This window comes from Streptomyces sp. NPDC091287 (assembly GCF_044768525.1).
Classification (GTDB): Bacteria; Actinomycetota; Actinomycetes; order Streptomycetales; family Streptomycetaceae; genus Streptomyces.
Window position 1 is genome coordinate 214725 of record NZ_JBIVUV010000008.1, and the last position, 18544, is coordinate 233268.

The following is an 18544-nucleotide window of genomic DNA, read 5'->3' on the forward strand; positions in this document are numbered from 1 at the left end:
ACGGTGAGCGGTACGGCTCAGGCCTCGGCGGCGGTCTCGCCGGCCTCGTCCGCGGACGGCTCCTCGGCCTGCGCGGCGACGACCTGGATCACGATGGCGTCCTCGTCACCGGCCAGCACGGAGCCCTTGGGCAGCTTGATGTCCTTGGCCTGGATCGAGTCACCGGCGTCCAGACCCGCGACGGAGACCGTCACGGACTCGGGAATGTGGGTGGCCTCGGCCTCGACGAGCAGCGTGTTCAGCACGAACTCCAGCAGGTTGGCGCCCGGCGCCAGGTCGCCCTCGGCGTGCACCGCGATCTCGACGTTGACCTTCTCGCCGCGCTTCACGGTCAGCAGGTCGACGTGCTCGATGGTGCTGCGGAGGGGGTGACGCTGCACAGCCCTGGGGATGACCAGCGCGTCCTTGCCGTCGATCTCCAGACCGATCAGGACGTTGGCCGTACGCAGCGCCAGCAGCAGCTCGTGGCCCGGCAGCGTGACGTGGACCGGCTCGGCACCGTGGCCGTAGACGACCGCGGGAACACGGTTGGCACGACGCACACGGCGGGCAGCGCCCTTGCCGAACTCGGTACGGACCTCGGTGGCGAGCTTGATCTCAGCCATGGTTGCACTCCTCGTCAGGTGGGTGAGCCGTCGGGAGACGGAACACGAACGGTCACCCGGCCCACGACAGGCCTGCTACGAAGAGCGCGTCGATAACGGACCGCCGTACACACAGGTACGGCCTCCCTCGCCGAGCAACTCGCTGAGTCTACCCGGCGGGGAGGCCGCACCCCAAAGTGGATCACCAGAGGGTGATCGTCACTGCTGTCAGCCCTGCTCCTCGAAGAGGCTCGTCACCGAACCGTCCTCGAACACCTCACGCACCGCGCGCGCGATCGTCGGCGCGATCGACAGCACCGTGATCTTGTCCAGCTCCAGCTCACCCGGGGTCGGCAACGTGTCCGTGAACACGAACTCGCTCACCTTCGAGTTCTTCAGCCGGTCCGCCGCCGGACCCGACAGCACCCCGTGCGTCGCCGTCACGATGACGTCCTCCGCACCGTGCGCGAACAGCGCGTCCGCGGCGGCGCAGATCGTGCCACCGGTGTCGATCATGTCGTCGACCAGCACACAGACCCGGCCCTCGACGTTGCCCACGACCTCGTGGACGGAGACCTGGTTCGGCACGTCCTTGTCGCGACGCTTGTGCACGATCGCCAGCGGCGCGTCCAGCCGGTCGCACCAGCGGTCGGCGACCCGCACCCGGCCCGCGTCCGGCGACACGATCGTCAGCTTGGAACGGTCGACCTTCGCGCCCACGTAGTCCGCCAGGATCGGCAGCGCGAACAGGTGGTCCACCGGGCCGTCGAAGAAGCCCTGGATCTGGTCCGTGTGCAGATCGACGGTGAGGATCCGGTCCGCACCCGCCGTCGCCATCAGATCCGCCACCATGCGCGCCGAGATCGGCTCACGGCCACGGTGCTTCTTGTCCTGGCGGGCATAGCCGTAGAACGGCACGATCACCGTGATGGAGCGGGCCGAAGCGCGCTTCAGCGCGTCCAGCATGATCAACTGCTCCATGATCCACTTGTTGATCGGAGCCGTGTGGCTCTGGATCAGGAAGCAGTCCGCGCCACGTGCCGACTCCTGGAACCGCACATAGATCTCACCGTTGGCGAAATCGAAGGCCTTCGTCGGCACGAGACCGACTCCCAGCTGATGGGCGACCTCCTCGGCAAGCTCGGGGTGGGCGCGGCCGGAGAAGAGCATCAGTTTCTTCTCGCCGGTCGTCTTGATCCCGGTCACAGCACAGTCTCCTCAGACGTGTATCTGGCGCTGCACGCATAGGTCCCGATGTGCAACGAGCCAGCCGAAATGGGTGAGCATCTATCACGGTACGCCGTCACCGGCGCACCTGTTTCCGGTCAGCTTTGCCCGTCGGTCTCCTGCGACGACGCCTGAGCGGCCTGTGCGGCGGCACTGCCCGGCCGCTTCCGGGCCACCCAACCCTCGATATTCCGCTGCTGGCCCCGCGCCACGGCCAGTGAACCGGCGGGCACATCCTTGGTGATGACCGACCCGGCGGCGGTGTAGACCCCGTCCCCGACCGTGACGGGCGCCACAAACATATTGTCCGAACCGGTACGGCAGTGAGAGCCGATCGTCGTGTGGTGCTTGGCGACACCGTCGTAGTTCACGAAGACGCTCGCCGCACCGATGTTGGTGTGATCACCGATCGTCGCGTCACCGACGTAACTCAGATGCGGGACCTTGGTCCCTTCCCCGATCGTCGCGTTCTTCATCTCCACGTACGTACCGGCCTTGGCCTTCGTCCCCAGCCGGGTGCCCGGCCGCAGATAGGCGTACGGGCCGACAAGCGCCCCCGCCCCGATCTCGGCCGAGTCCGTCACGGAGTTGTCCACCCGGGCGCCGGTCCCGACGGTGGTGTTCTCGATCCGCGAGTTCGGCCCCACCTCGCTGTCCTCCGCGAGGTGCGTGGTCCCCAGCAGCTGGGTCCCCGGGTGCACGACCGCGTCCCGCTCGTACGTCACCGTCGCGTCGATCAGCGTGGACGACGGGTCCACCACGGTCACACCCGCGAGCATCGCCCGCTCCAGCAGCCGCTCGTTGAGCAGCCGGCGCGCCTCGGCCAGCTGGAGCCGGTTGTTGATGCCGAGGATCTCCCGGTGGTCGCCCGCCACGGAGGCCCCGACCCGGTGCCCGGCCTCGCGCAGGATGGACAGCACGTCGGTGAGGTACTCCTCGCCCTGGCTGTTGTCGGTGCGCACCTTGCCCAGCGCGTCGCCCAACAGCCGCCCGTCGAACGCGAACACCCCGGAGTTGATCTCCCGGATCGCCCGCTGCTCGTCGGTGGCGTCCTTGTGCTCGACGATCTCGGTGACCGCACCGGTGGCGGGGTCGCGCACGATGCGCCCGTAGCCGGTGGAGTCGGGGACCTCGGCGCTCAGGACGGTGACCGCGTTGGCGTCGGCGGCGTGGGTGGCGGCGAGGGCGCCGAGCGTCTCACCGGACAGCAGGGGGGTGTCGCCGCAGACGACGATCACGGTGCCCTCGACGGCTCCGCCCAGCTCCTCGAGACCCATACGGACGGCGTGACCGGTCCCGTTCTGCTCGGCCTGGAAGGCGGTGCGCACGGGGGCGTCGCCGGCGTTCAGGTGCGCGGTGACCTGCTCGCTGGCATGGCCGACGACCACGACGAGGTGCTGGGGATCCAGCTCACGGGCGGCGGCGACGACATGTCCGACGAGCGAGCGCCCGGAGATCTCGTGCAGAACCTTGGGTGTCTTCGACTTCATGCGGGTGCCCTCACCCGCTGCGAGGACGACGACGGCTGCCGGGCTGGTTGCGCTCACGGATGTGCCCTTCGGCTTCGGGTGGTGGTCATCCGCAGGATACCGGGGGTGTTTCCGGTGGAAACGGGGGCGGGCCCCGACCGGTGTGGTCGGGGCCCGCGAAGTCGCTCCGCCGCTAGGACTCGAACCTAGACCGAACACCTCCAAAGGGTGCCGTGCTGCCAATTACACTACGGCGGAACACGCGTCAGCAGGGCAGAGAGACGTCCTGCCCGAAAACGCTGCCGCCTACTATGCCGCACCACCACCCTTCGATGCGACGGTAGAGGTCAGCGCTTCGCTGGACCTGGATGACCAGACAGCCGCGATAGTCCGTGCCGACGTTCTTGCGGTTGGTCTTCGGGTTGTGCTTCTTGAGCGTGGTCTTGCCGAACGACGCGACATCGGTCCCGGCGAGATCTGCCCAGTAGTCCAGGGCTGAGGGCACATCGGCCGATTCGTGGATCATCACGTGGAAGCGAAGCCGCTCGTGGTCGACCTTGAGAAGGGCGAGCCAGGCCAGGAAGACCTTGATCATGTCGGGGTCGCTGTTCACGAAGGCCACGCGTTCCCGGCGCGCATGAGGCTTGTCCTTAGTGCCCTCGGCCCAATACAGCCCGACGCCCAAGAGAAACAGCTCACGCTCGGACAGGGCGCCGATCTCACGCTCTGCTGCACTCTTGGCCGCCTGGCGCTCTGCCTCGCGTCGTTGCAGAGTCGCTTCCCATCCCCGCCTCGCGATCGCTGACGCTTCTTCCTTTGTGCGTGGCTCGGGCTTCGGCAGATCCCGTACCCACAGTGAGATGGACCCCTTGGAGCACCCCAGCTCCACCTGGATCTGGTCATACGTCATCCCCTGGAGACGCAGTTCCCGGGCCTTCGCCCGTACGTCGTCCTTGGCGCGGGGCCGCTTCGTCCAGTCCGGAGCTGGCTCACCCTCCAGGAGCCGGTTGAGGATGTCGTTGTTGTCCACGTGGAGCCGGTCGCGGATCTGGCGGCGGCTGAGCCCCTCCCGGCGCAGCGCCACTGCCTGCTCACGCAATCCCTCGAAGTCGGCGTACTTGCTTGTGGTTTCCGTCATACGGGGATCGTCGTCCGGAATGCGAACGTCCGGGTCGAAAGCGCGGTCGATTCGCCATTTCAGGCGATCGGCATGTGTTTCGTGCTTGTTCGAATGCGGAACGTGCTGTTGCCGGTCACCCGAAAATGAGATGCGTCCGCCCGTAGGCTGGATGCCATGACCGCAACGGGGGCAGACCGGGAAGCGGCGGGATCGACCACCCGCGGCTACTGGTGGTGGGAGCGGCGACGCAGTGTCGCCCTGGACGTGGGACTGGCGCTGGTATCGGCGCTGGAGTGTGGCCTGGAGGGGGTGGAGTTCGCCCGGAACACCGGGATACCGGTGCCGGTGGGCGTGGTGTTCGGGCTGTTGGCGGGTTCGGTGCTGCTGGTGCGCCGGCGGTGGCCGATCGCCGTGGTGCTCGTGACGATCGCGATGACGCCCGCCGAGATGGGCTTCCTGATGGCCCTCGTGGGGCTCTACACGCTGGCCGCGTCCGAGGTGCCGCGCCGGATCACCGTCGTGCTGGCGGGGATGGCGCTGGTGGGGACGTTCATCGTCACCTGGGTGCGGCTGCGGCAGAGCGTGGCTGAGCAGGCGGACTTCGGGCCGGGGGGCTGGTACGTCCCGCTGTTGTCCGTCTTCATGGCGGTGGGGCTCACGGCCCCGTCTGTGCTGCTGGGCCTCTACATAGGGGCCAGGCGCCGTCTGATGGAGAGCCTGCGGGAGCGGGCCGATTCGCTGGAGCGGGAGCTGTCGCTGCTCGCGGACCGGGCCGAGGAGCGGGCCGAGTGGGCGCGTACGGAGGAGCGGACCCGGATCGCCCGGGAGATGCACGACGTGGTCGCCCACCGGGTGAGCCTGATGGTGGTCCACGCCGCGGCCCTCCAGGCCGTCGCGCCGAAGGATCCGGCGAAGGCCGTGCGCAACGCGGCGTTGGTCGGGGACATGGGCCGGCAGGCGCTGACGGAGTTGCGCGAGATGCTGGGGGTGCTGCGGACCGGGGACGCGTTGACCGCGCCGGCCGCCGCGGGGGCGGTTCCGCTGGCGTCGGTGAGGAAGGCGGCTGTCGCGGCCGCTGCCGCTGCCGCGTCCGAGGACGGGCCCCGGCTGCATGAGCTGGAGGCGTTGGTGGCGCAGTCGCGGCAGGCGGGGATGGTCGTGGAGCTGTCGGTGGACGGTGATGTGCGGCCGTATCCGCCGGAGGTCGAGCAGACGGCGTTCCGGGTGGTGCAGGAGGCGCTGACGAACGTGCACAAGCATGCGGCGGGCGCGAAGACGTGGGTACGGCTCGCGCATCGGGAGGCCGAGGTCGCGATGCAGGTGGAGAACGGTCCTTCGGACTCGGCGGCGGCGGACGCGGGGCTGCCGAGCGGGGGGAACGGGCTTGTGGGGATGCGGGAGCGGGTGCTGGGGCTGGGGGGTGTGTTCGTGTCCGGTCCCACGGACGCGGGGGGCTTCCGGGTTTCGGCGGTACTCCCGGACGCCTCGCGCGACGCCTGAAGCCGGCGATTTCGGGCCGCCCATTTCAGCCCGTCCGGCGTTTGCGGGCCGCCCGCTTCGGCCTGCCTGTGGGCGCCGCCAACTTCGGCCTGCCTGCTTGAGGGCCGCCCATTTCAGCCCGTCCGGCGTTTGAGGACGGAACCCTGGTCGTGGGGAGCGGCGACCCTTCCGTGTCCGGGAAGCGATGGTCCCTCTCGGTGTCCGGGAAGCGATGGTCCCCGTTCGTCCCGAGCGACGGTTCCGTCCTCAAGCGCCGGACGGGCTGGAGGGTGTGGCTGGTTTCGCCTCAAGCGCCGGACGGGCTGGAGGGGCGGCCGGTTTCGCCTCAGGCGCCGGACGGGCTGGAGGGGGTGGCCGGTTCCGTCCTCTGGCGCCGGACGGGCTGGAGGGGTGGCCGGTTTCGCCTCTGGCGCCGGACGGGCTGGAGGGTGTGGCTGGTTCCGCCTCAGGCGCCGGACGGGCTGGAGGGGGCCGGGCAGGCCCGGGGTCAGGCGGAGGTCAGGCGGGCCGGTTGGGTGCCGGTGACCAGGGTGGCCAGGGCCTCGTCGATGTCCTGGCCCAGGAACCAGTCCCCCGTGTGGTCGATGCTGTACACCCGGCCCTCCGTGTCGATCGCCAGGACCGCCTGCTCCTCGCCCTCCGCCCCGAGCGGGCTGACCTCCGTCTCCAGGGCGCGGCCGAGGTCCCCGAGCGTCCGCGCCAGGTGGAGGCCGCTGAGCGGGTCGATGCGCACCGCGGCGGGCGCGATGTGCCGGCCGGGTGCGGACGCGGTGATGTGGAGGCCGCCGAACTCCGCCCAGGCCTCGACCGCGGCCGGGAAGACCGCGTGCTGGTGGCCGGCCGGGGAGGCGTGGGAGCGCAGTGCGTCGGCCCATTCCTCGGCCTGGCGGATGTCCCAGCGCCCGGGCTGCCAGCCCGCGTCGCGCAGGGCGGCGTCGACGGCGACGGGGAAACGGGTGGAGGAGTGCTGCTGACGGTCGTGCATCGGTGGGCGGTCAGCCCTTCTCGGCGGTGGTCGCGGCGCCGGTGGAGGTCAGGTCGACGGGGCGTACGCCGAAGTGGGACAGGAGTGCGGAGCAGGACCGGCAGGGTGGTGCGTAGCTGCCGTGGAGGGGGTCGCCGTCCTCGCGGATGCGGCGGGCGGTGAGCCGGGAGTGCTTGAGCGCGCGGCGCGCTTCCCCGTTGGTCAGGGGTTTTCGCTGGGCGCGTTTGGAGCGCCCGCTCTCGGCGGCGGTGAGTTGGCGTGAGAGCAGTATGGCTTCGGGGCAGCGGCCGGTGAAGCGTTCGCGTTGGCCGCTGGTGAGGGTGTCGAGGAAGTCCTGGACGAGCGGGTGCAGTACCGGTGGCTGGTCCCCCTTGCCGGCGGTGCAGGTCAGCGTCTCGCCGCGTACGGACAGCGCGGCGGCCACGGCGGGCAGAATCCCGTCGCGGCGGTGGATCAGTCGGGGCGTACGGCTGGTCTCGGTGCTGCTCCAGCTGAGGCGCGGATCCCCTGATGTGACGGTTTGTGTGGAATGCATCGTGTTGACGTCCCTCCCTGCAATCCCCCGAGTTGCGGGGACAGCCTGCCAAATGTGCCAGGTGGTGGGGAAGCTGGGTCGGGGAAACGTGTCTGCGTGTCGCCCGAAGGTGCGTGACTGCCGCCTCACCGTCACGCGAATGTGACCGTTCGTGACGGATTCGGCGGGACGGGATCCCCTGTTGCCCCACCGCTTAGGCTGTGCGGAACACCGGACGCAGCAGGGGGCAACAGCCATGACGACAGGTCGGCTCGGGCAGCAAGCCGCGCCACCGAACGCCGCCTACGCCGGGCAGGTCGTGAACTTCCCGGACCCGGTCCGGGCGTCCCGCCACCCCAGAGGGGTGCGGATGGACGGGAGCGGCCACCCGGTTCTTTCGCCGTACGCGCGTGCCGCCGCCGAGATCGCCGATCCGCCTCCGGGCTTCGGCATCGATGAGCTGCGCCTCACCGACTACGTGTCGGCGAACGCGGCGTTGGCGGCGAGCGGTCACGACCTGTGGGACACGATTCCCGCGGTGGCGACCCCGCACGGCTGGACCTGGCATCACGTGCCGGGCGGCCGGCGGATGGAGTTGGTGCCGGTCGAGGTGAAGGCGCTGCTGCGTCATCACGGCGGTCTGGCGGGCACGGATGTGGATCAGCACCGGCGTGGCACCCGCCCGTTGCAGGAGACCCGCCCGGCGCACTTCCGGCTGCCCAAGGGTGCGGCCGCGGTGAGTGAGCAGCAGGTCCAGGGCGTCGAGGAGGATCTCGGCTACCGGCTGCCGGGTGCGTACCGCTCGTTCCTGAAGGCGGCGGGTGGTTCGGCCCCGGTGGGCGCGGCGTTGGACCCGGAGCTGGGGCTGCTGGTGGACCAGCCGTTCTTCACGGTGCGTGACGAGGCCGCGGTGAACGATCTGGTGTACGTGAACAAGTGTCTGCGGGACCACTTCACCAAGGATTTCCTGGGCGTCGCGTTCGTCCAGGGCGGGATTCTCGCCGTGAAGGTGCGCGGTCAGGATCCCGGTTCGGTGTGGTTCTGCCCGTACGACGATGCCCGGGACCAGGACGGCTGGAGTGTCCAGGAGCGTGTGGAGCGGCTGCTGCTGCCCTGCGGTGCGGACTTCGACGCCTTCCTTCAGCGGCTGGCGGGCAATCCGCCGGAGCTGGAGACCGTGGCGAACCTGATGGTGGACGGTGGCTTCGCGCGCGCTGTCCCGGTGGAGGGGTGAGCGCGGTGGTGACTTTCGCGCAGGCGCAGGAGCGGGCGGACGAGTGGGTCAACGGTGACGTGCCCGCGTATCAGCACCGTGAGGTGCGGGTCCGTGAGTTCGAGCTGGGTTTCGTGGTGTGGGCCGAGGACCGGGCGGAGGGCCCCGTGTCGGACGGGGGCCGTCAGCGGCTGGTGATCGCGCGGGACAGCGGTGAGGCGACGTTGTGGCCGGGGTTGCCGGTGGGTGAGGTGATCCGGCGGTACGAGGAGGAGTACGGGACTCCGGCCGGTGCGCCGGTCGCCGCTCCCGAGCCGCCGCAGCGAGTGGATCTGAACCAGACGTCGTTCCTGCTGACGCCGCCGGAGTGGCTCCAGGAGGCGGCGGACAAGCTGGGGATTCCGGATCATCGTGCGGAGCGCCGGGAGTCGGCGGAGGCCGCCGCGGCGGCCTCGGGTGCGCCCGCTGCCCCTGCTGCTTTTGTTCCGGAGCCCGAGCCCCGCCCCGTGCCCTCCGCTGTCGGGGACGCGTCGCCGCCGCTTTCCTCTGCCGCTTCCGCCGGGGGTTCCGCCGCGTCGTGGCCCGCCGCCGGTGGTGGCGACGCCCATGAGCCCACGGCGTCCGACGGCGTGCCCGCGGGGGCGACGCCCTGGGCGGGTACGGACACCAACTCGGACTCCGACGACGGGGCGGTTCCGCTGCCCGCGACGGTGTTCGCGCCGCCGCTGTCGGGCACGGACGACGAGGAGGCGCCGCCGCCGGTCGTCCCGGCGGAGGCGCCCACGGCCCTGATGTCCGGGGGCAGTCAGCTGCCGCGTACGCAGGTGGCGCAGGCGCTCCGGCCGGACCAGGGTCCCCCGGGCGGGGCCGGTGACATCGCGGACGCGGCCACCAGCAAGGCGGTCGTGCCGCCGCGCGGGGCTCGCGGGGGCGGTGCGTCGACCCCGCCGCCGCCCGGTGCCCCGGGGGTTCCCGGGATGCCGCCCGGTGCGACGCCGCCGCCTTCGGGTCCGGGTGCGCCCGGTGCTCCGGCGGGCGGGTACGTCCCGACGCAGCTCGTGTCCCAGCTCGGCCCGCCCGGTGCCACCCCGCCGCCGGGGCCGCCGCCGGGTTCCACCCCACCGCCCGGTCCGCCCGCGCCTCCTGGGCCTCCCGGTTCCACGCCGCCTCCGGGCGGGGGGTTGCACCATGCCGCGACGATGTTCGCCGACGGGAGCAGCATCGGTGCGGGCGTCGCGGGTGCGCCCAGGCCGCCGGGTCCGCCCGGTGCCCCGGGAGTCCCGCAGCCTCCCGGCCCGCCCGGTGTTCCGGGTGCGCCGCAGCCTCCCGGTCCGCCGGGTCCGCCGCCGGGTTCCACGCCGCCTCCCGGTGGCGGGGTGCACCACGCGGAGACGATGTTCGCGGGTCCGGGGCAGGTCGGTCCGCCCGGTCCTCCCGGGGCCCCTGGCGCTTCGCCGGTCGGGGCCCCCGGTCCCGTACCGCAGCCGCCGGGTCCGCCCGGTCCGCCGCCCGGTGGGCACACTCCGCCGCCGGCGGCGTACGGCTATCCGCAGCAGCCCACCGGTCAGCCGACCGTGGGCCCCGGCTACCAGGCCGTGCTGCGGTTCCGGGCTCCGGACGGCAGCGAGCAGCAGCTGATCCGCCGTTCGGCGCCGGGCACCCCGCATCCCGAGTGGCAGATGCTGCACGAGCTGCGGGCGATGAACGTGCCGCCGCAGCAGGTCATCGAGCTGCACACCGAGCTGGAGTCCTGTGAGCTGCCGGGCGGGTACTGCGCCCGGATGATCCGGGAGACCTGGCCGCAGGTGCGGATCACCAGCGTCGCCCCGTACGGCACGGATCACGCCAGCCGTCAGCAGGGCATGCAGCATCTGCTGACGCACCAGGGCGAGCTGCACCAGGTCGCGGACGGCCCGGCGCGGCCCGCGCCGGTGCGGGCGCCGCTGCCGCAGATGCCGCCCGCGCCCGCGCTGCCGCCGGAGGCGGTGGCTGAGGAGCTGGCGCAGGCGTTCGGTCCGCAGGGCATCCTGCGGTTCGACCAGCGTGCGGTGTCCCGTCAGGGGGTGCCGGAGGTTGTCGCGCACACCCTGGTGTGGGCGGGGCTGCCCGCCGATTTCGGGCCGTTCTTCTGGGCGCAGCCGGGTCAGCCGGTGGTGCCGACGCTGGCCGAGCTGGCGGCGCAGCGTCAGGTGCGGCCCGCGCCGGACGCGGGGTCGTATCTGGTGATGGGCACGGACTTCGGCCGGGCGATCTGTGTTCAGTACGGGACGGCGAACATCGTGGCCGTGCCGGTGGAGGCGGGTCCCGGCGGGCAGTCGGTGCCGCCGCAGTTCGTGAACACCGGGCTGCCGGAGTTCGTGCGGTCGATGGCGTTGCTGGGCCGGATGTGGCGGCTGCGGTTCGGGCTGAACCCGGAGCAGGCGGGCCGCTGGACCGTCGATTTCCAGGCACAGCTGGTGGCGCTGGACCCGGCGGCGCTGGCGTCGCCGGAGAGCTGGTGGTCGGTGCTGCTGGAGCAGATGTGGGACGGCCTGATCTGAGCCGTACGCGGAGCTGAGCGACGAGCGCGTACGAGGCGCCCGGACCCGGAAGGGCCCGGGCGCCTCCTTGCGTACCGGGGCGTCCGGCCGATGATCACCGGTTCGCCCGGGTCTGTGATGCCGGTCGCTTCCGGCCTGAATGCCGCTGATCGATTCCGACTTCCGGCATCAATTGCCGCATCCTTGGCGTAACACGGGTGTCGGAGCGTGGCAGAGCGTGTCGGCGGGTCGGAGAGAGGTTTCAGGGATGAGTGCTGGACCGGTGTCCGCGTACGACGTCGTCGGGGTGCGGGGGCGTGGTTACCGTCCGGAGCAGGTGGACCGGGCGACGGCCGCCCTGATCGCCGAGCGGGATGGGGCGCTCGCCGAGCTCGCGCGGCTGACGGGCCGGGTGGAGGAGCTGCTCGCCGAGTCCGCCCGGCTGGCGGAGACCGTCGCGACGCTGCCCGTGCAGGACTACGCGGAGCTGGGGGAGCGGGCGCAGCGGATCCTGGCGCTGGCCGAGAGCGAGGCGGAGGCGCTGGACGCCGCGGCGGTGGCGGCCGGCCAGGCGCTGCGGGACGCGGCCGGGGCGGCGGGCCGGGCGGCCGGGGACGCGGCGCGCGGGGCGGCCGGCGAGGTGCGTGCGGCGGCGGACCGGGCGGCCGACGAGCGGGTGGCCGGGGCGGTCCGGGAGGCGGAGGGCCTGCTCGCCGCGGCCCGGCAGGACGCCGAGGAGGTGCGGGCGGCGGCCGCTTCCGCGATGGCGGCGACCCGTGACCGTACGGCGAGCGTGCTGGCCCACCAGGAGCAGGAGCACGCGGAGCGCCTCAAGGCGGCCGAGGCCGAACTGGCCGACCGGGAGGCGGCGTCGGAGGCCCGGTTCGCGGGGCTGACCGAGCGGGCCGAGGCGCTGCTCGCGGAGGCGGGCCGGGACCTCGCCGCCACGCAGGAGGCGGCCCGGCACGGCCAGGAGGACGCGGAGGCGCGGGCGGCGGAGCTGCTGGCCGAGGCCCGGGTCCGCGAGGAGCGGGTGGTGCGGGAGACGGAGCGGATCCTGCGGGAGCACGAGGAGTGCCGCGAGGAGGCCCAGGCGCACATGGCGCATGTGCGCAGCTCGCTGGCGGCGCTGACGGGACGGGTGGCGTCGGGCGACGGTCAGGAGGACTGAGCGGGTCTGGGTCCCGGCGGATGGCAACGGGTGGCAACTCTTGACGAACGCGTGTTCTCGGGAGGTGATGGAAGCGTTCAGTTCACACGTTTCCGTTCCCCGTTCAGCAGGGAGTGTTCATGTCGGTCCCAGCGCCGGACATTCTGTCACCGGAGTTCGAGAGAGATCCGTATGGGGCATATCGCCTGATGCGTCAGGACACGCCTCTCATGTGGCACGAGGCCACCGGAAGTTACATCGTCTCGCGTTACGAGGACGTCGAGCGCGTCTTCAAGGACAAAGAAGGCGAATTCACCACGGAGAACTACGACTGGCAGATCGAACCCGTACACGGGCGGACGATTCTCCAGCTCAGCGGGCGCGAGCACGCCGTGCGTCGGGCCCTGGTGGCACCGGCCTTCCGGGGCAGCGACCTGCGCGAGAAGTTCCTACCGGTCATCGAGCGCAATTCGCGCGAATTGATCGACGGGTTCCGTGACGCGGGTTCCGTCGATCTGGTCGCCGACTATGCCACCCGCTTTCCTGTCAACGTCATTGCCGACATGCTCGGACTGGACAAGTCCGACTATGAGCGCTTTCACGGCTGGTACACGGCCGTCATCGCGTTTCTCGGCAATCTCTCCGGTGATCCGGAGGTGACACGGGCCGGTGAGCGTACGCGCGTCGAGTTCGCCGAGTACATGCTGCCGATCATCCGGAAGCGGCGGGAGGCGCCGGGCGACGATCTGCTGTCGACCCTGTGCACCGCGGAGGTCGACGGCGTCCGGATGGGCGACGAGGACATCAAGGCGTTCTGCAGTCTGCTGCTGGCCGCCGGGGGCGAGACCACCGACAAGGCCATCGCCGGTATCTTCACCAATCTGCTGCGCCACCCGGAGCAGTTGGCGGCGGTCCGCGCCGACCGCACCCTGATATCCCGCGCCTTCGCCGAGACGCTGCGCTACACACCGCCGGTGCACATGATCATGCGCAAGTCGGCGACGGAGGTGGCGCTCAGCGGCGGCACCGTACCGGCGGGTGTCACCGTCACCTGCCTGATAGGCGCCGCCAACCGTGACGAGGACCGCTACCGGAACCCCGATGTCTTCGACATCTTCCGTGAGGACCTGACCGCCACGAACGCCTTCTCGGCGGCGGCCGACCATCTCGCCTTCGCACTCGGCCGGCATTTCTGCGTCGGTGCTCTGCTGGCCAAGGCCGAGGTCGAGATCGGGGTGGGCCAGTTGCTGGACGCGATGCCGGACCTGCGGCTGGCCGACGGCTTCGACCCGGTCGAGCGGGGTGTCTTCACCCGAGGGCCGCAGAGCCTGCCGGTCCGCTTCACGCCGGTGTCCGGCTGACCGGAACGTCGGCGTCGACCCGAGCGGCCGGATCCACCACGGACTCCGGCCGCTCGCACCGCTCAGCTACGGGGCGGCTACCGCGCCCCGCTCGCCCTCGCTCGCCCCCGGTCGCCCCGCGACGGTCCGCTACTGCGCCATCGGGCTGAACTGGACCGGCAGCGTCGACAGCCCGCGCATCCAGATCGAAGGACGCCAGGAGAGCTCCGTCGGCTCAACCGCCAGCATCAGGTCCGGCAGCTGTTCCAGCAGCGTCTCCACCGCCGTACGGGCCATCACGTCGGCCAGGAGCGGTGCGGGGTAGGGGCAGCGGTGTTCGCCGCCGCTGAACGACAGGTGCGCGGAGTTCTCGGCCCCGACGTACGACTCCGGCCAGATCTCCGGGTCGGTGTTGGCCGCGGCGAGTCCGAGGACCAGGCAGTCGCCCGCCCGGATGTGCCGGCCGCCGAGCTGGGTGTCCCGTACGGCCCAGCGGCCGATGAAGTTCTGCGTCGGGGTGTCGAGCCACAGGACCTCGTTGAGCGCCTCGCCGACGCTGAGCCGGCCGCCGGAGACGTTCAGCGCGAAGCGTTCGTCCGTCAGGAGCAGCCGCAGCGTGTTGCAGATCCAGTTCGCGGTGGGCTGCTGGGCCGCGGCGATCACCGAGATCAGGTCCTGGACGATCTCCTCGTCCGTGAGGCCCGCCCCGTGCGTCACCATGCGGGAGGTGACGTCGGCGCCGGGTGCCGCCCGTTTGTCCTTGACCAGTTGGCGCAGCCGGTCGCCGACGCGGCCGTAGGCCGCCACCGGGTCGTCGCCCTCGCCGGCGTCGAGCGAGATGCGCAGGTCGTCCACCAACTGCTGGGTGTCGGAGCCCGACACGGGCATGCCGCACATCTGGACCACGGCCCGCATCGGCAGGGCGTGGACGTAACTGCTCATCAGTTCCGTCCGGCCGCTTCCGGCGAAGTCCGCGATGAGCCGGTCGGCGATGCGCCGGCAGTCGCGTGCCAGCTCGAACTGGTCGATGCCTTCGAGGGCTTCGGTGATGACGCCGGCCCTGCGCCGGTGCTCGTCGCCCTCGGTGAAGAGCACCGACGGCTGGTAGCCGACGAACGGCATCAGCGGCCAGTCCGGGGGAATGGTCTCCCACTGGTTCCAGCGGCGTGAGTCCCGCGCGAACAGTTCGTCGTGCGTGGTGACGTAGGACAGTTCGGCGTAGCCGAGGACCAGCCAGGCCGGAACGTCACCGTCCAGCAGTACCGGCGCCACCGCCCCGTGATCCCGTCGCAGCGAACGGTAGAGCTCCGTGGGCGTCTGCTGGTAGGAGGCTCCGGACAGCCGCACCGCGCCGGCGCCGCCACCGACCGGGCAGCCGGAGGGGGCCTGGGGATGGAAGGAGGGGCTGGAGGTGCTCATGGTGTCGTCTCCCGGGCGATGGCCATCGTGCGCAGATGGTCGACGAGCGTGATCAGTACGTTCTTGCTGGACCGCCGGACCCGGGCGTCGCAGTCGATCATCGGGATGTGCTCGGGCAGCGCCAGGGCCTGACGGATCTCGTCGAGGGAGTGGGCGAGGTCGTCGTCGAAGCGGTTGACCGCCACCACGAACGGTGTGCCGTGGTGTTCCAGCCGGTCGATCGCGTACCAGGAGTCGCCCATCCGACGGGTGTCCACGAGGACCACGGCGCCGAGCGTGCCGGAGAACAGGCGGTCCCACAGGAACCAGAAGCGCTCCTGGCCCGGGGCGCCGAACAGATAGAGCACGATGCGCTCGTTGAGGCTGATGCGTCCGAAGTCGAAGGCGACCGTGGTCGTCGTCTTGGCGTCGACACCGTCCGTCTCGTCGACGCCGACGCCCGCCTGCGTCATGACCTCTTCGGTGTTCAGCGGCCGGATCTCGCTCACCGAGTGGACGAGCGTGGTCTTGCCGGCGCCGAATCCTCCGACGACGACTATCTTCAGGCCGGTTTCCGCGGCGTCGGCCAGCGGCGTGCGCCGGTCCGGCAGCTCATAGCTTCCGGAGTCCATGGAGCACCTCCTTCAGCAGGTCGGAGTCGGGCAGCGCGCTGGGTGAGGTGGCCGAGCGGGGGTGGCGGGCGGTGATACGGCCCATGTCGTGGAGGTCGTCGAGCAGGATGCGCACCACGGTGACGGGAAGCGAGAGCTCGGCGGCGATCTCGACGACGGCGGTCGGGTGGCGGCACAGGTCGAGGATCTGCGCGTGCTCCGACTGCATTCCGGCGGTGGGCCGGCACTCGCTGACCACGAGGGTCACCAGGTCGAAGGAGTCAGCGGAGCGGCTCCGTCCGCCGGTGACCGTGTAGAGCCGGTCGGGAGCTCCGGTGTCGACGGGGCGAAGGGTCATGACGCGCTCCTCGGCACCTCGCCGCGTGGTGCGGCGCGCAGGTGCTCGCCGATCTGCTCGACCATCTCCGTCATCTGGTGGCCCACCACGCTGGGGTCGGCCTCCTCCGTGGCGACGACGGCCAGATGCGCGCCCTCACCGGCTTCGACGATGAAGAGCAGACCGCCGTGGAACTCGGTCATCGAGTGCCGGACGCCTCCGGTGCTGTCGCCGAACTCGATGGAAGCGCCCTGTGCGAGCGCCTGCATGCCCGAGCAGATGGCCGCCAGTTGATCGGCCTGGTCCAGGGTGAGGTGCTCGGTCCAGCAGAGCTTGAGCCCGTCGCGTGACAGGGCCAGGGCGTGCCGGGTGCCGGGGGTCTGCTCGAGGAGCCTCTGCAGGAGCCAGGTGAGGCTGTTGTCTGTGGTCTGCATGATGAGTGAACGGGACCGCGGCGCCGGGGGAGCGGCGAGGGCCCGTACCTCCAATCTCGGGTGTTCGAGCGAGCGCGTCCGGTGGACCGGACACCGAACGGATGGGCGTTCCGGGTTACGGAGCGGTGGTCGGCGGTACGGTCCCGCCGTCGGGTCCTTCGGCTCTGCCGTCGGCGCCTCCGGCCCTGCCTTGGGGGTTTCCGGGACTGCCTCCGGGACTGCCTCCGGTATTGGCTCCGAGATTGCCTCCGGGCTTGGTACCGCGCCGGAAGGCGCCGAACTGCTGTCCCGCGCTGCGTGGCGGTGAGGTCCGCGGTGTGTTGCCGCGCGGGTCCCCCGGAGAGGCGGGCGCGGGCGAGCCGCGGTGACGGCCGCGCTCCCGGTCCGCCTCGGCCATGGTGCGGCCGGGCGTGCGTACGGGCAGACCTCCAGGGGTGGAGCTCACCGCCGGGCCGACGGCCTCCCGCCCGTGCTCGCGCGGACGGACCACGAGGTGGTTCTCCGCCGTTGCGGGCGCCGGAGGCGTTACGGCGGCGGGCGCGACCGCTTCGGGCACGGAGGGTGCCAGGGGCGCGGGGGCGGCGGGCGGGGGTGTGGAGGACGGTGACGGCTGTACGGGCGTGGGCTCGGGTGCGAGCGGAGGCGCCGGGGAAGCCGGTGCGGCCGGTGTCGGGGTCGCGGGCGGCGTCGGCGCGGGCGCCTGTGCGGCTGCGGCGGGCGCGGCGACCGCCCGCTGGACCGGAGCCGGGTGGTTCTCCCGGGGCTCCTGCGCGATCAGGTGCCGGGGCAGCAGGACGACCACGCCGGTGCCGCCGCGTGAGGACGGACGATAGTTGACGCTGATCCGGTGCTTGAGCGCGAGCCGTCCCACGACGGCGAGGCCGAGCCGGGTGCCCTGGAGGGTCGCGAGGTCGGTCATCCGGCCGGCGACGGAGTCCGCCGCCCGTCGCATCGCCGCGTCGGCCATCTTCAGACCGCTGTCCTCGATGGTGATGACGATCCCGGTGCCGCGTTCCTCGACGTAGACGTGCACCTCGTCGATGGGCGGCGAGAAGTTGGCGGCGTTGTCCATCAGTTCGGCGAGCAGGTGCATGACGCCTTCGGCGGCGAAGCCGGAGATGGAGACGCTGGACGAGCAGTGCAGCCGGACGCGCTGATAGGCGGCGATGCGGCCGACCGCGCCCCGCAGAATGCTCTCCATGACGATCGGCCTGTTCCAGGCGCGGCTCGGCCGGCCGCCCATCAGCAGCGCCAGCCGGTCCGTCATCAGACCGAGCTGCGAGGTGCTGTGGTCCAGCCTCAGCAGATCCCCGAAGACCTCTTCGCCGTGACGTTCCTGCATGCCGCGCAGATCGGCGAGCATGCTGACGGACTTCGCCTGGACACGGCTGAGCGCCTTGGCCGACGCGGTCGTCGCCGCGAGAGCACGGCGCTCGCTGAGCGCGAGCTCCCGGAGCACCGCCTCGATCGACGCGCGCAGCAGCGGCTGCTCCGGCAGGTACACCTCGGACTGCACCGTGGCGCCGGACTCGCCGTCACGGAGCCTGGCGACCACGCCCGGCAGCGTCTCACGCGTGAACCGGTCCACCTCGGAGGTCAGCGCGTGCAGCTCCTCACGGAGCCGTGCGTTCTCCGCTCCCAGCTCGTCGTGGACCCGGGTGCTCTCCGTCCGCAGCGAGGCGGTCTGCTGCGCCTGCCCGTCGACCGTGGTCGCGAGGACGTGCAGCAGCTTGCGCTGACGGGGGCTGCGCGGCAGCGGGATCCGGCCGAGGGCGTCGGAGGCCTTCACTCCGCCGCGTACCAGCTGGATCAACGCGGGCAGCGCCACGTCGGCGGTGTGCGCCGTGTCCGTTTCGAGAGCGGCCAGCGAGGCCTTGAGCCGTTCGGCCTCCGCGCCCCGGTCGGAGGCCGAGCGCCGGGCCCGCCGGGTGACGCCGTGAGCGGTGGCGAGCGTGACGGCCAGGGCCACCCAGGCGGTGAGAACCACCGCCACAACCCAGCCGCGGGCCTCCGAAGGCGCCAGAGTCGCTGCCACGGCTCCGGCGACGGCACTCGCCGACAACACGGCCACGAGCGGGGCTATCGCGGCCCTCGGCGCTTTCCTCGGCCGGTGCTGACTGGCTGGTGCTGGTTTCGGCATGGA

At 71.4% G+C, this 18544-nt stretch carries 16 protein-coding genes and 1 tRNA gene; 5 read left to right on the top strand and 12 right to left on the bottom strand.

Annotated elements, in window-relative coordinates:
- Positions 1-17 precede the first annotated feature (17 nt).
- From ACIQRW_RS15965 to ACIQRW_RS15985, 5 genes are all read right to left on the bottom strand, one after another.
- On the bottom strand, positions 18-605 hold the full coding sequence (locus ACIQRW_RS15965) for a 50S ribosomal protein L25/general stress protein Ctc (RefSeq protein ID WP_403759930.1): 588 nt from the start codon (positions 603-605) through the stop codon (positions 18-20).
- A gap of 207 nt (positions 606-812) precedes the next feature.
- On the bottom strand, positions 813-1790 hold the full coding sequence (locus ACIQRW_RS15970; RefSeq protein WP_015609053.1) for a ribose-phosphate diphosphokinase: 978 nt from the start codon (positions 1788-1790) through the stop codon (positions 813-815).
- A gap of 119 nt (positions 1791-1909) precedes the next feature.
- Complete coding sequence (gene glmU / locus ACIQRW_RS15975; protein ID WP_403759933.1) at positions 1910-3358, bottom strand: bifunctional UDP-N-acetylglucosamine diphosphorylase/glucosamine-1-phosphate N-acetyltransferase GlmU; 1449 nt, start codon at positions 3356-3358, stop codon at positions 1910-1912.
- A gap of 107 nt (positions 3359-3465) precedes the next feature.
- Positions 3466-3538, bottom strand: a tRNA-Gln gene (locus ACIQRW_RS15980).
- Positions 3539-3545: 7 nt separating this feature from the next.
- On the bottom strand, positions 3546-4418 hold the full coding sequence (locus ACIQRW_RS15985; protein ID WP_403759936.1) for a hypothetical protein: 873 nt from the start codon (positions 4416-4418) through the stop codon (positions 3546-3548).
- A 156-nt stretch (positions 4419-4574) separates the two neighbouring features.
- On the opposite strand from ACIQRW_RS15985, the gene ACIQRW_RS15990 reads away from it, so the two are divergent.
- Positions 4575-5900 carry a sensor histidine kinase gene (locus ACIQRW_RS15990; RefSeq protein ID WP_403759939.1) on the top strand — a complete coding sequence of 442 codons (1326 nt, stop codon included), beginning with the start codon at positions 4575-4577 and terminating at the stop codon, positions 5898-5900.
- A 487-nt stretch (positions 5901-6387) separates the two neighbouring features.
- On the opposite strand, the gene ACIQRW_RS15995 is transcribed toward ACIQRW_RS15990, so the two are convergent.
- On the bottom strand, positions 6388-6885 hold the full coding sequence (locus ACIQRW_RS15995) for an SUKH-3 domain-containing protein (RefSeq protein WP_403759942.1): 498 nt from the start codon (positions 6883-6885) through the stop codon (positions 6388-6390).
- A 10-nt stretch (positions 6886-6895) separates the two neighbouring features.
- Positions 6896-7420 carry a YwqJ-related putative deaminase gene (locus ACIQRW_RS16000; RefSeq protein ID WP_073805023.1) on the bottom strand — a complete coding sequence of 175 codons (525 nt, stop codon included), beginning with the start codon at positions 7418-7420 and terminating at the stop codon, positions 6896-6898.
- Between the two features lie 235 nt (positions 7421-7655).
- On the opposite strand from ACIQRW_RS16000, the gene ACIQRW_RS16005 reads away from it, so the two are divergent.
- The 4 genes from ACIQRW_RS16005 to ACIQRW_RS16020 all read left to right on the top strand — a co-directional run bounded on the left by ACIQRW_RS16005 (position 7656) and on the right by ACIQRW_RS16020 (position 13642).
- Positions 7656-8633, top strand: coding sequence for an SMI1/KNR4 family protein (locus ACIQRW_RS16005; RefSeq protein WP_403759945.1), 978 nt, complete (start codon positions 7656-7658; stop codon positions 8631-8633).
- A gap of 5 nt (positions 8634-8638) precedes the next feature.
- Complete coding sequence (locus tag ACIQRW_RS16010) at positions 8639-11152, top strand: SUKH-4 family immunity protein (protein WP_403759948.1); 2514 nt, start codon at positions 8639-8641, stop codon at positions 11150-11152.
- A gap of 247 nt (positions 11153-11399) precedes the next feature.
- Positions 11400-12302 (top strand): cellulose-binding protein, encoded by a 903-nt coding sequence (locus ACIQRW_RS16015; RefSeq protein ID WP_403759951.1) that lies wholly within the window; start codon positions 11400-11402, stop codon positions 12300-12302.
- A 188-nt stretch (positions 12303-12490) separates the two neighbouring features.
- Positions 12491-13642: a cytochrome P450 gene (locus tag ACIQRW_RS16020; RefSeq protein WP_403759954.1), complete on the top strand. Its 1152-nt coding sequence runs from the start codon at positions 12491-12493 to the stop codon at positions 13640-13642.
- A gap of 129 nt (positions 13643-13771) precedes the next feature.
- Here the strand turns inward: ACIQRW_RS16020 and ACIQRW_RS16025 are convergent, their stop codons facing one another.
- The 5 genes from ACIQRW_RS16025 to ACIQRW_RS16045 all read right to left on the bottom strand — a co-directional run bounded on the left by ACIQRW_RS16025 (position 13772) and on the right by ACIQRW_RS16045 (position 18541).
- Complete coding sequence (locus ACIQRW_RS16025; protein WP_403759957.1) at positions 13772-15040, bottom strand: cytochrome P450; 1269 nt, start codon at positions 15038-15040, stop codon at positions 13772-13774.
- Entirely contained in the window at positions 15037-15651 is a 615-nt protein-coding gene (locus ACIQRW_RS16030; RefSeq protein ID WP_403759960.1) for a GTP-binding protein, read from the bottom strand. Before ACIQRW_RS16030 ends, ACIQRW_RS16025 begins: the two co-directional genes overlap by 4 nt.
- The gene (locus tag ACIQRW_RS16035; protein WP_097871632.1) at positions 15632-15988 is read right to left on the bottom strand and encodes a DUF742 domain-containing protein; all 357 of its coding nucleotides are present in this window, start codon (positions 15986-15988) and stop codon (positions 15632-15634) included. The genes ACIQRW_RS16030 and ACIQRW_RS16035 overlap by 20 nt, the downstream gene beginning before the upstream one ends.
- On the bottom strand, positions 15985-16401 hold the full coding sequence (locus ACIQRW_RS16040) for a roadblock/LC7 domain-containing protein (RefSeq protein ID WP_007447032.1): 417 nt from the start codon (positions 16399-16401) through the stop codon (positions 15985-15987). The genes ACIQRW_RS16035 and ACIQRW_RS16040 overlap by 4 nt, the downstream gene beginning before the upstream one ends.
- 115 nt (positions 16402-16516) lie before the next feature.
- Positions 16517-18541: an ATP-binding protein gene (locus tag ACIQRW_RS16045; RefSeq protein WP_403759962.1), complete on the bottom strand. Its 2025-nt coding sequence runs from the start codon at positions 18539-18541 to the stop codon at positions 16517-16519.
- Between the last annotated feature and the right edge of the window lie 3 nt (positions 18542-18544).

Excerpts from the sequence above, each read along its gene's own strand:
- ACIQRW_RS16045 (WP_403759962.1), bottom strand. The coding sequence starts at position 18,541 with ATGCCGAAACCAGCACCAGCCAGTCAGCACCGGCCGAGGAAAGCGCCG.
- ACIQRW_RS15990 (WP_403759939.1), top strand. The coding sequence starts at position 4,575 with ATGACCGCAACGGGGGCAGACCGGGAAGCGGCGGGATCGACCACCCGC.
- ACIQRW_RS15995 (WP_403759942.1), bottom strand. The coding sequence starts at position 6,885 with ATGCACGACCGTCAGCAGCACTCCTCCACCCGTTTCCCCGTCGCCGTC.
- ACIQRW_RS16030 (WP_403759960.1), bottom strand. The coding sequence starts at position 15,651 with ATGGACTCCGGAAGCTATGAGCTGCCGGACCGGCGCACGCCGCTGGCC.
- ACIQRW_RS15965 (WP_403759930.1), bottom strand. The coding sequence starts at position 605 with ATGGCTGAGATCAAGCTCGCCACCGAGGTCCGTACCGAGTTCGGCAAG.
- ACIQRW_RS16020 (WP_403759954.1), top strand. The coding sequence starts at position 12,491 with ATGCGTCAGGACACGCCTCTCATGTGGCACGAGGCCACCGGAAGTTAC.
- ACIQRW_RS16005 (WP_403759945.1), top strand. The coding sequence starts at position 7,656 with ATGACGACAGGTCGGCTCGGGCAGCAAGCCGCGCCACCGAACGCCGCC.
- ACIQRW_RS16015 (WP_403759951.1), top strand. The coding sequence starts at position 11,400 with ATGAGTGCTGGACCGGTGTCCGCGTACGACGTCGTCGGGGTGCGGGGG.
- ACIQRW_RS16000 (WP_073805023.1), bottom strand. The coding sequence starts at position 7,420 with ATGCATTCCACACAAACCGTCACATCAGGGGATCCGCGCCTCAGCTGG.
- ACIQRW_RS16035 (WP_097871632.1), bottom strand. The coding sequence starts at position 15,988 with ATGACCCTTCGCCCCGTCGACACCGGAGCTCCCGACCGGCTCTACACG.
- ACIQRW_RS16040 (WP_007447032.1), bottom strand. The coding sequence starts at position 16,401 with ATGCAGACCACAGACAACAGCCTCACCTGGCTCCTGCAGAGGCTCCTC.
- ACIQRW_RS15985 (WP_403759936.1), bottom strand. The coding sequence starts at position 4,418 with ATGACGGAAACCACAAGCAAGTACGCCGACTTCGAGGGATTGCGTGAG.
- ACIQRW_RS16025 (WP_403759957.1), bottom strand. The coding sequence starts at position 15,040 with ATGAGCACCTCCAGCCCCTCCTTCCATCCCCAGGCCCCCTCCGGCTGC.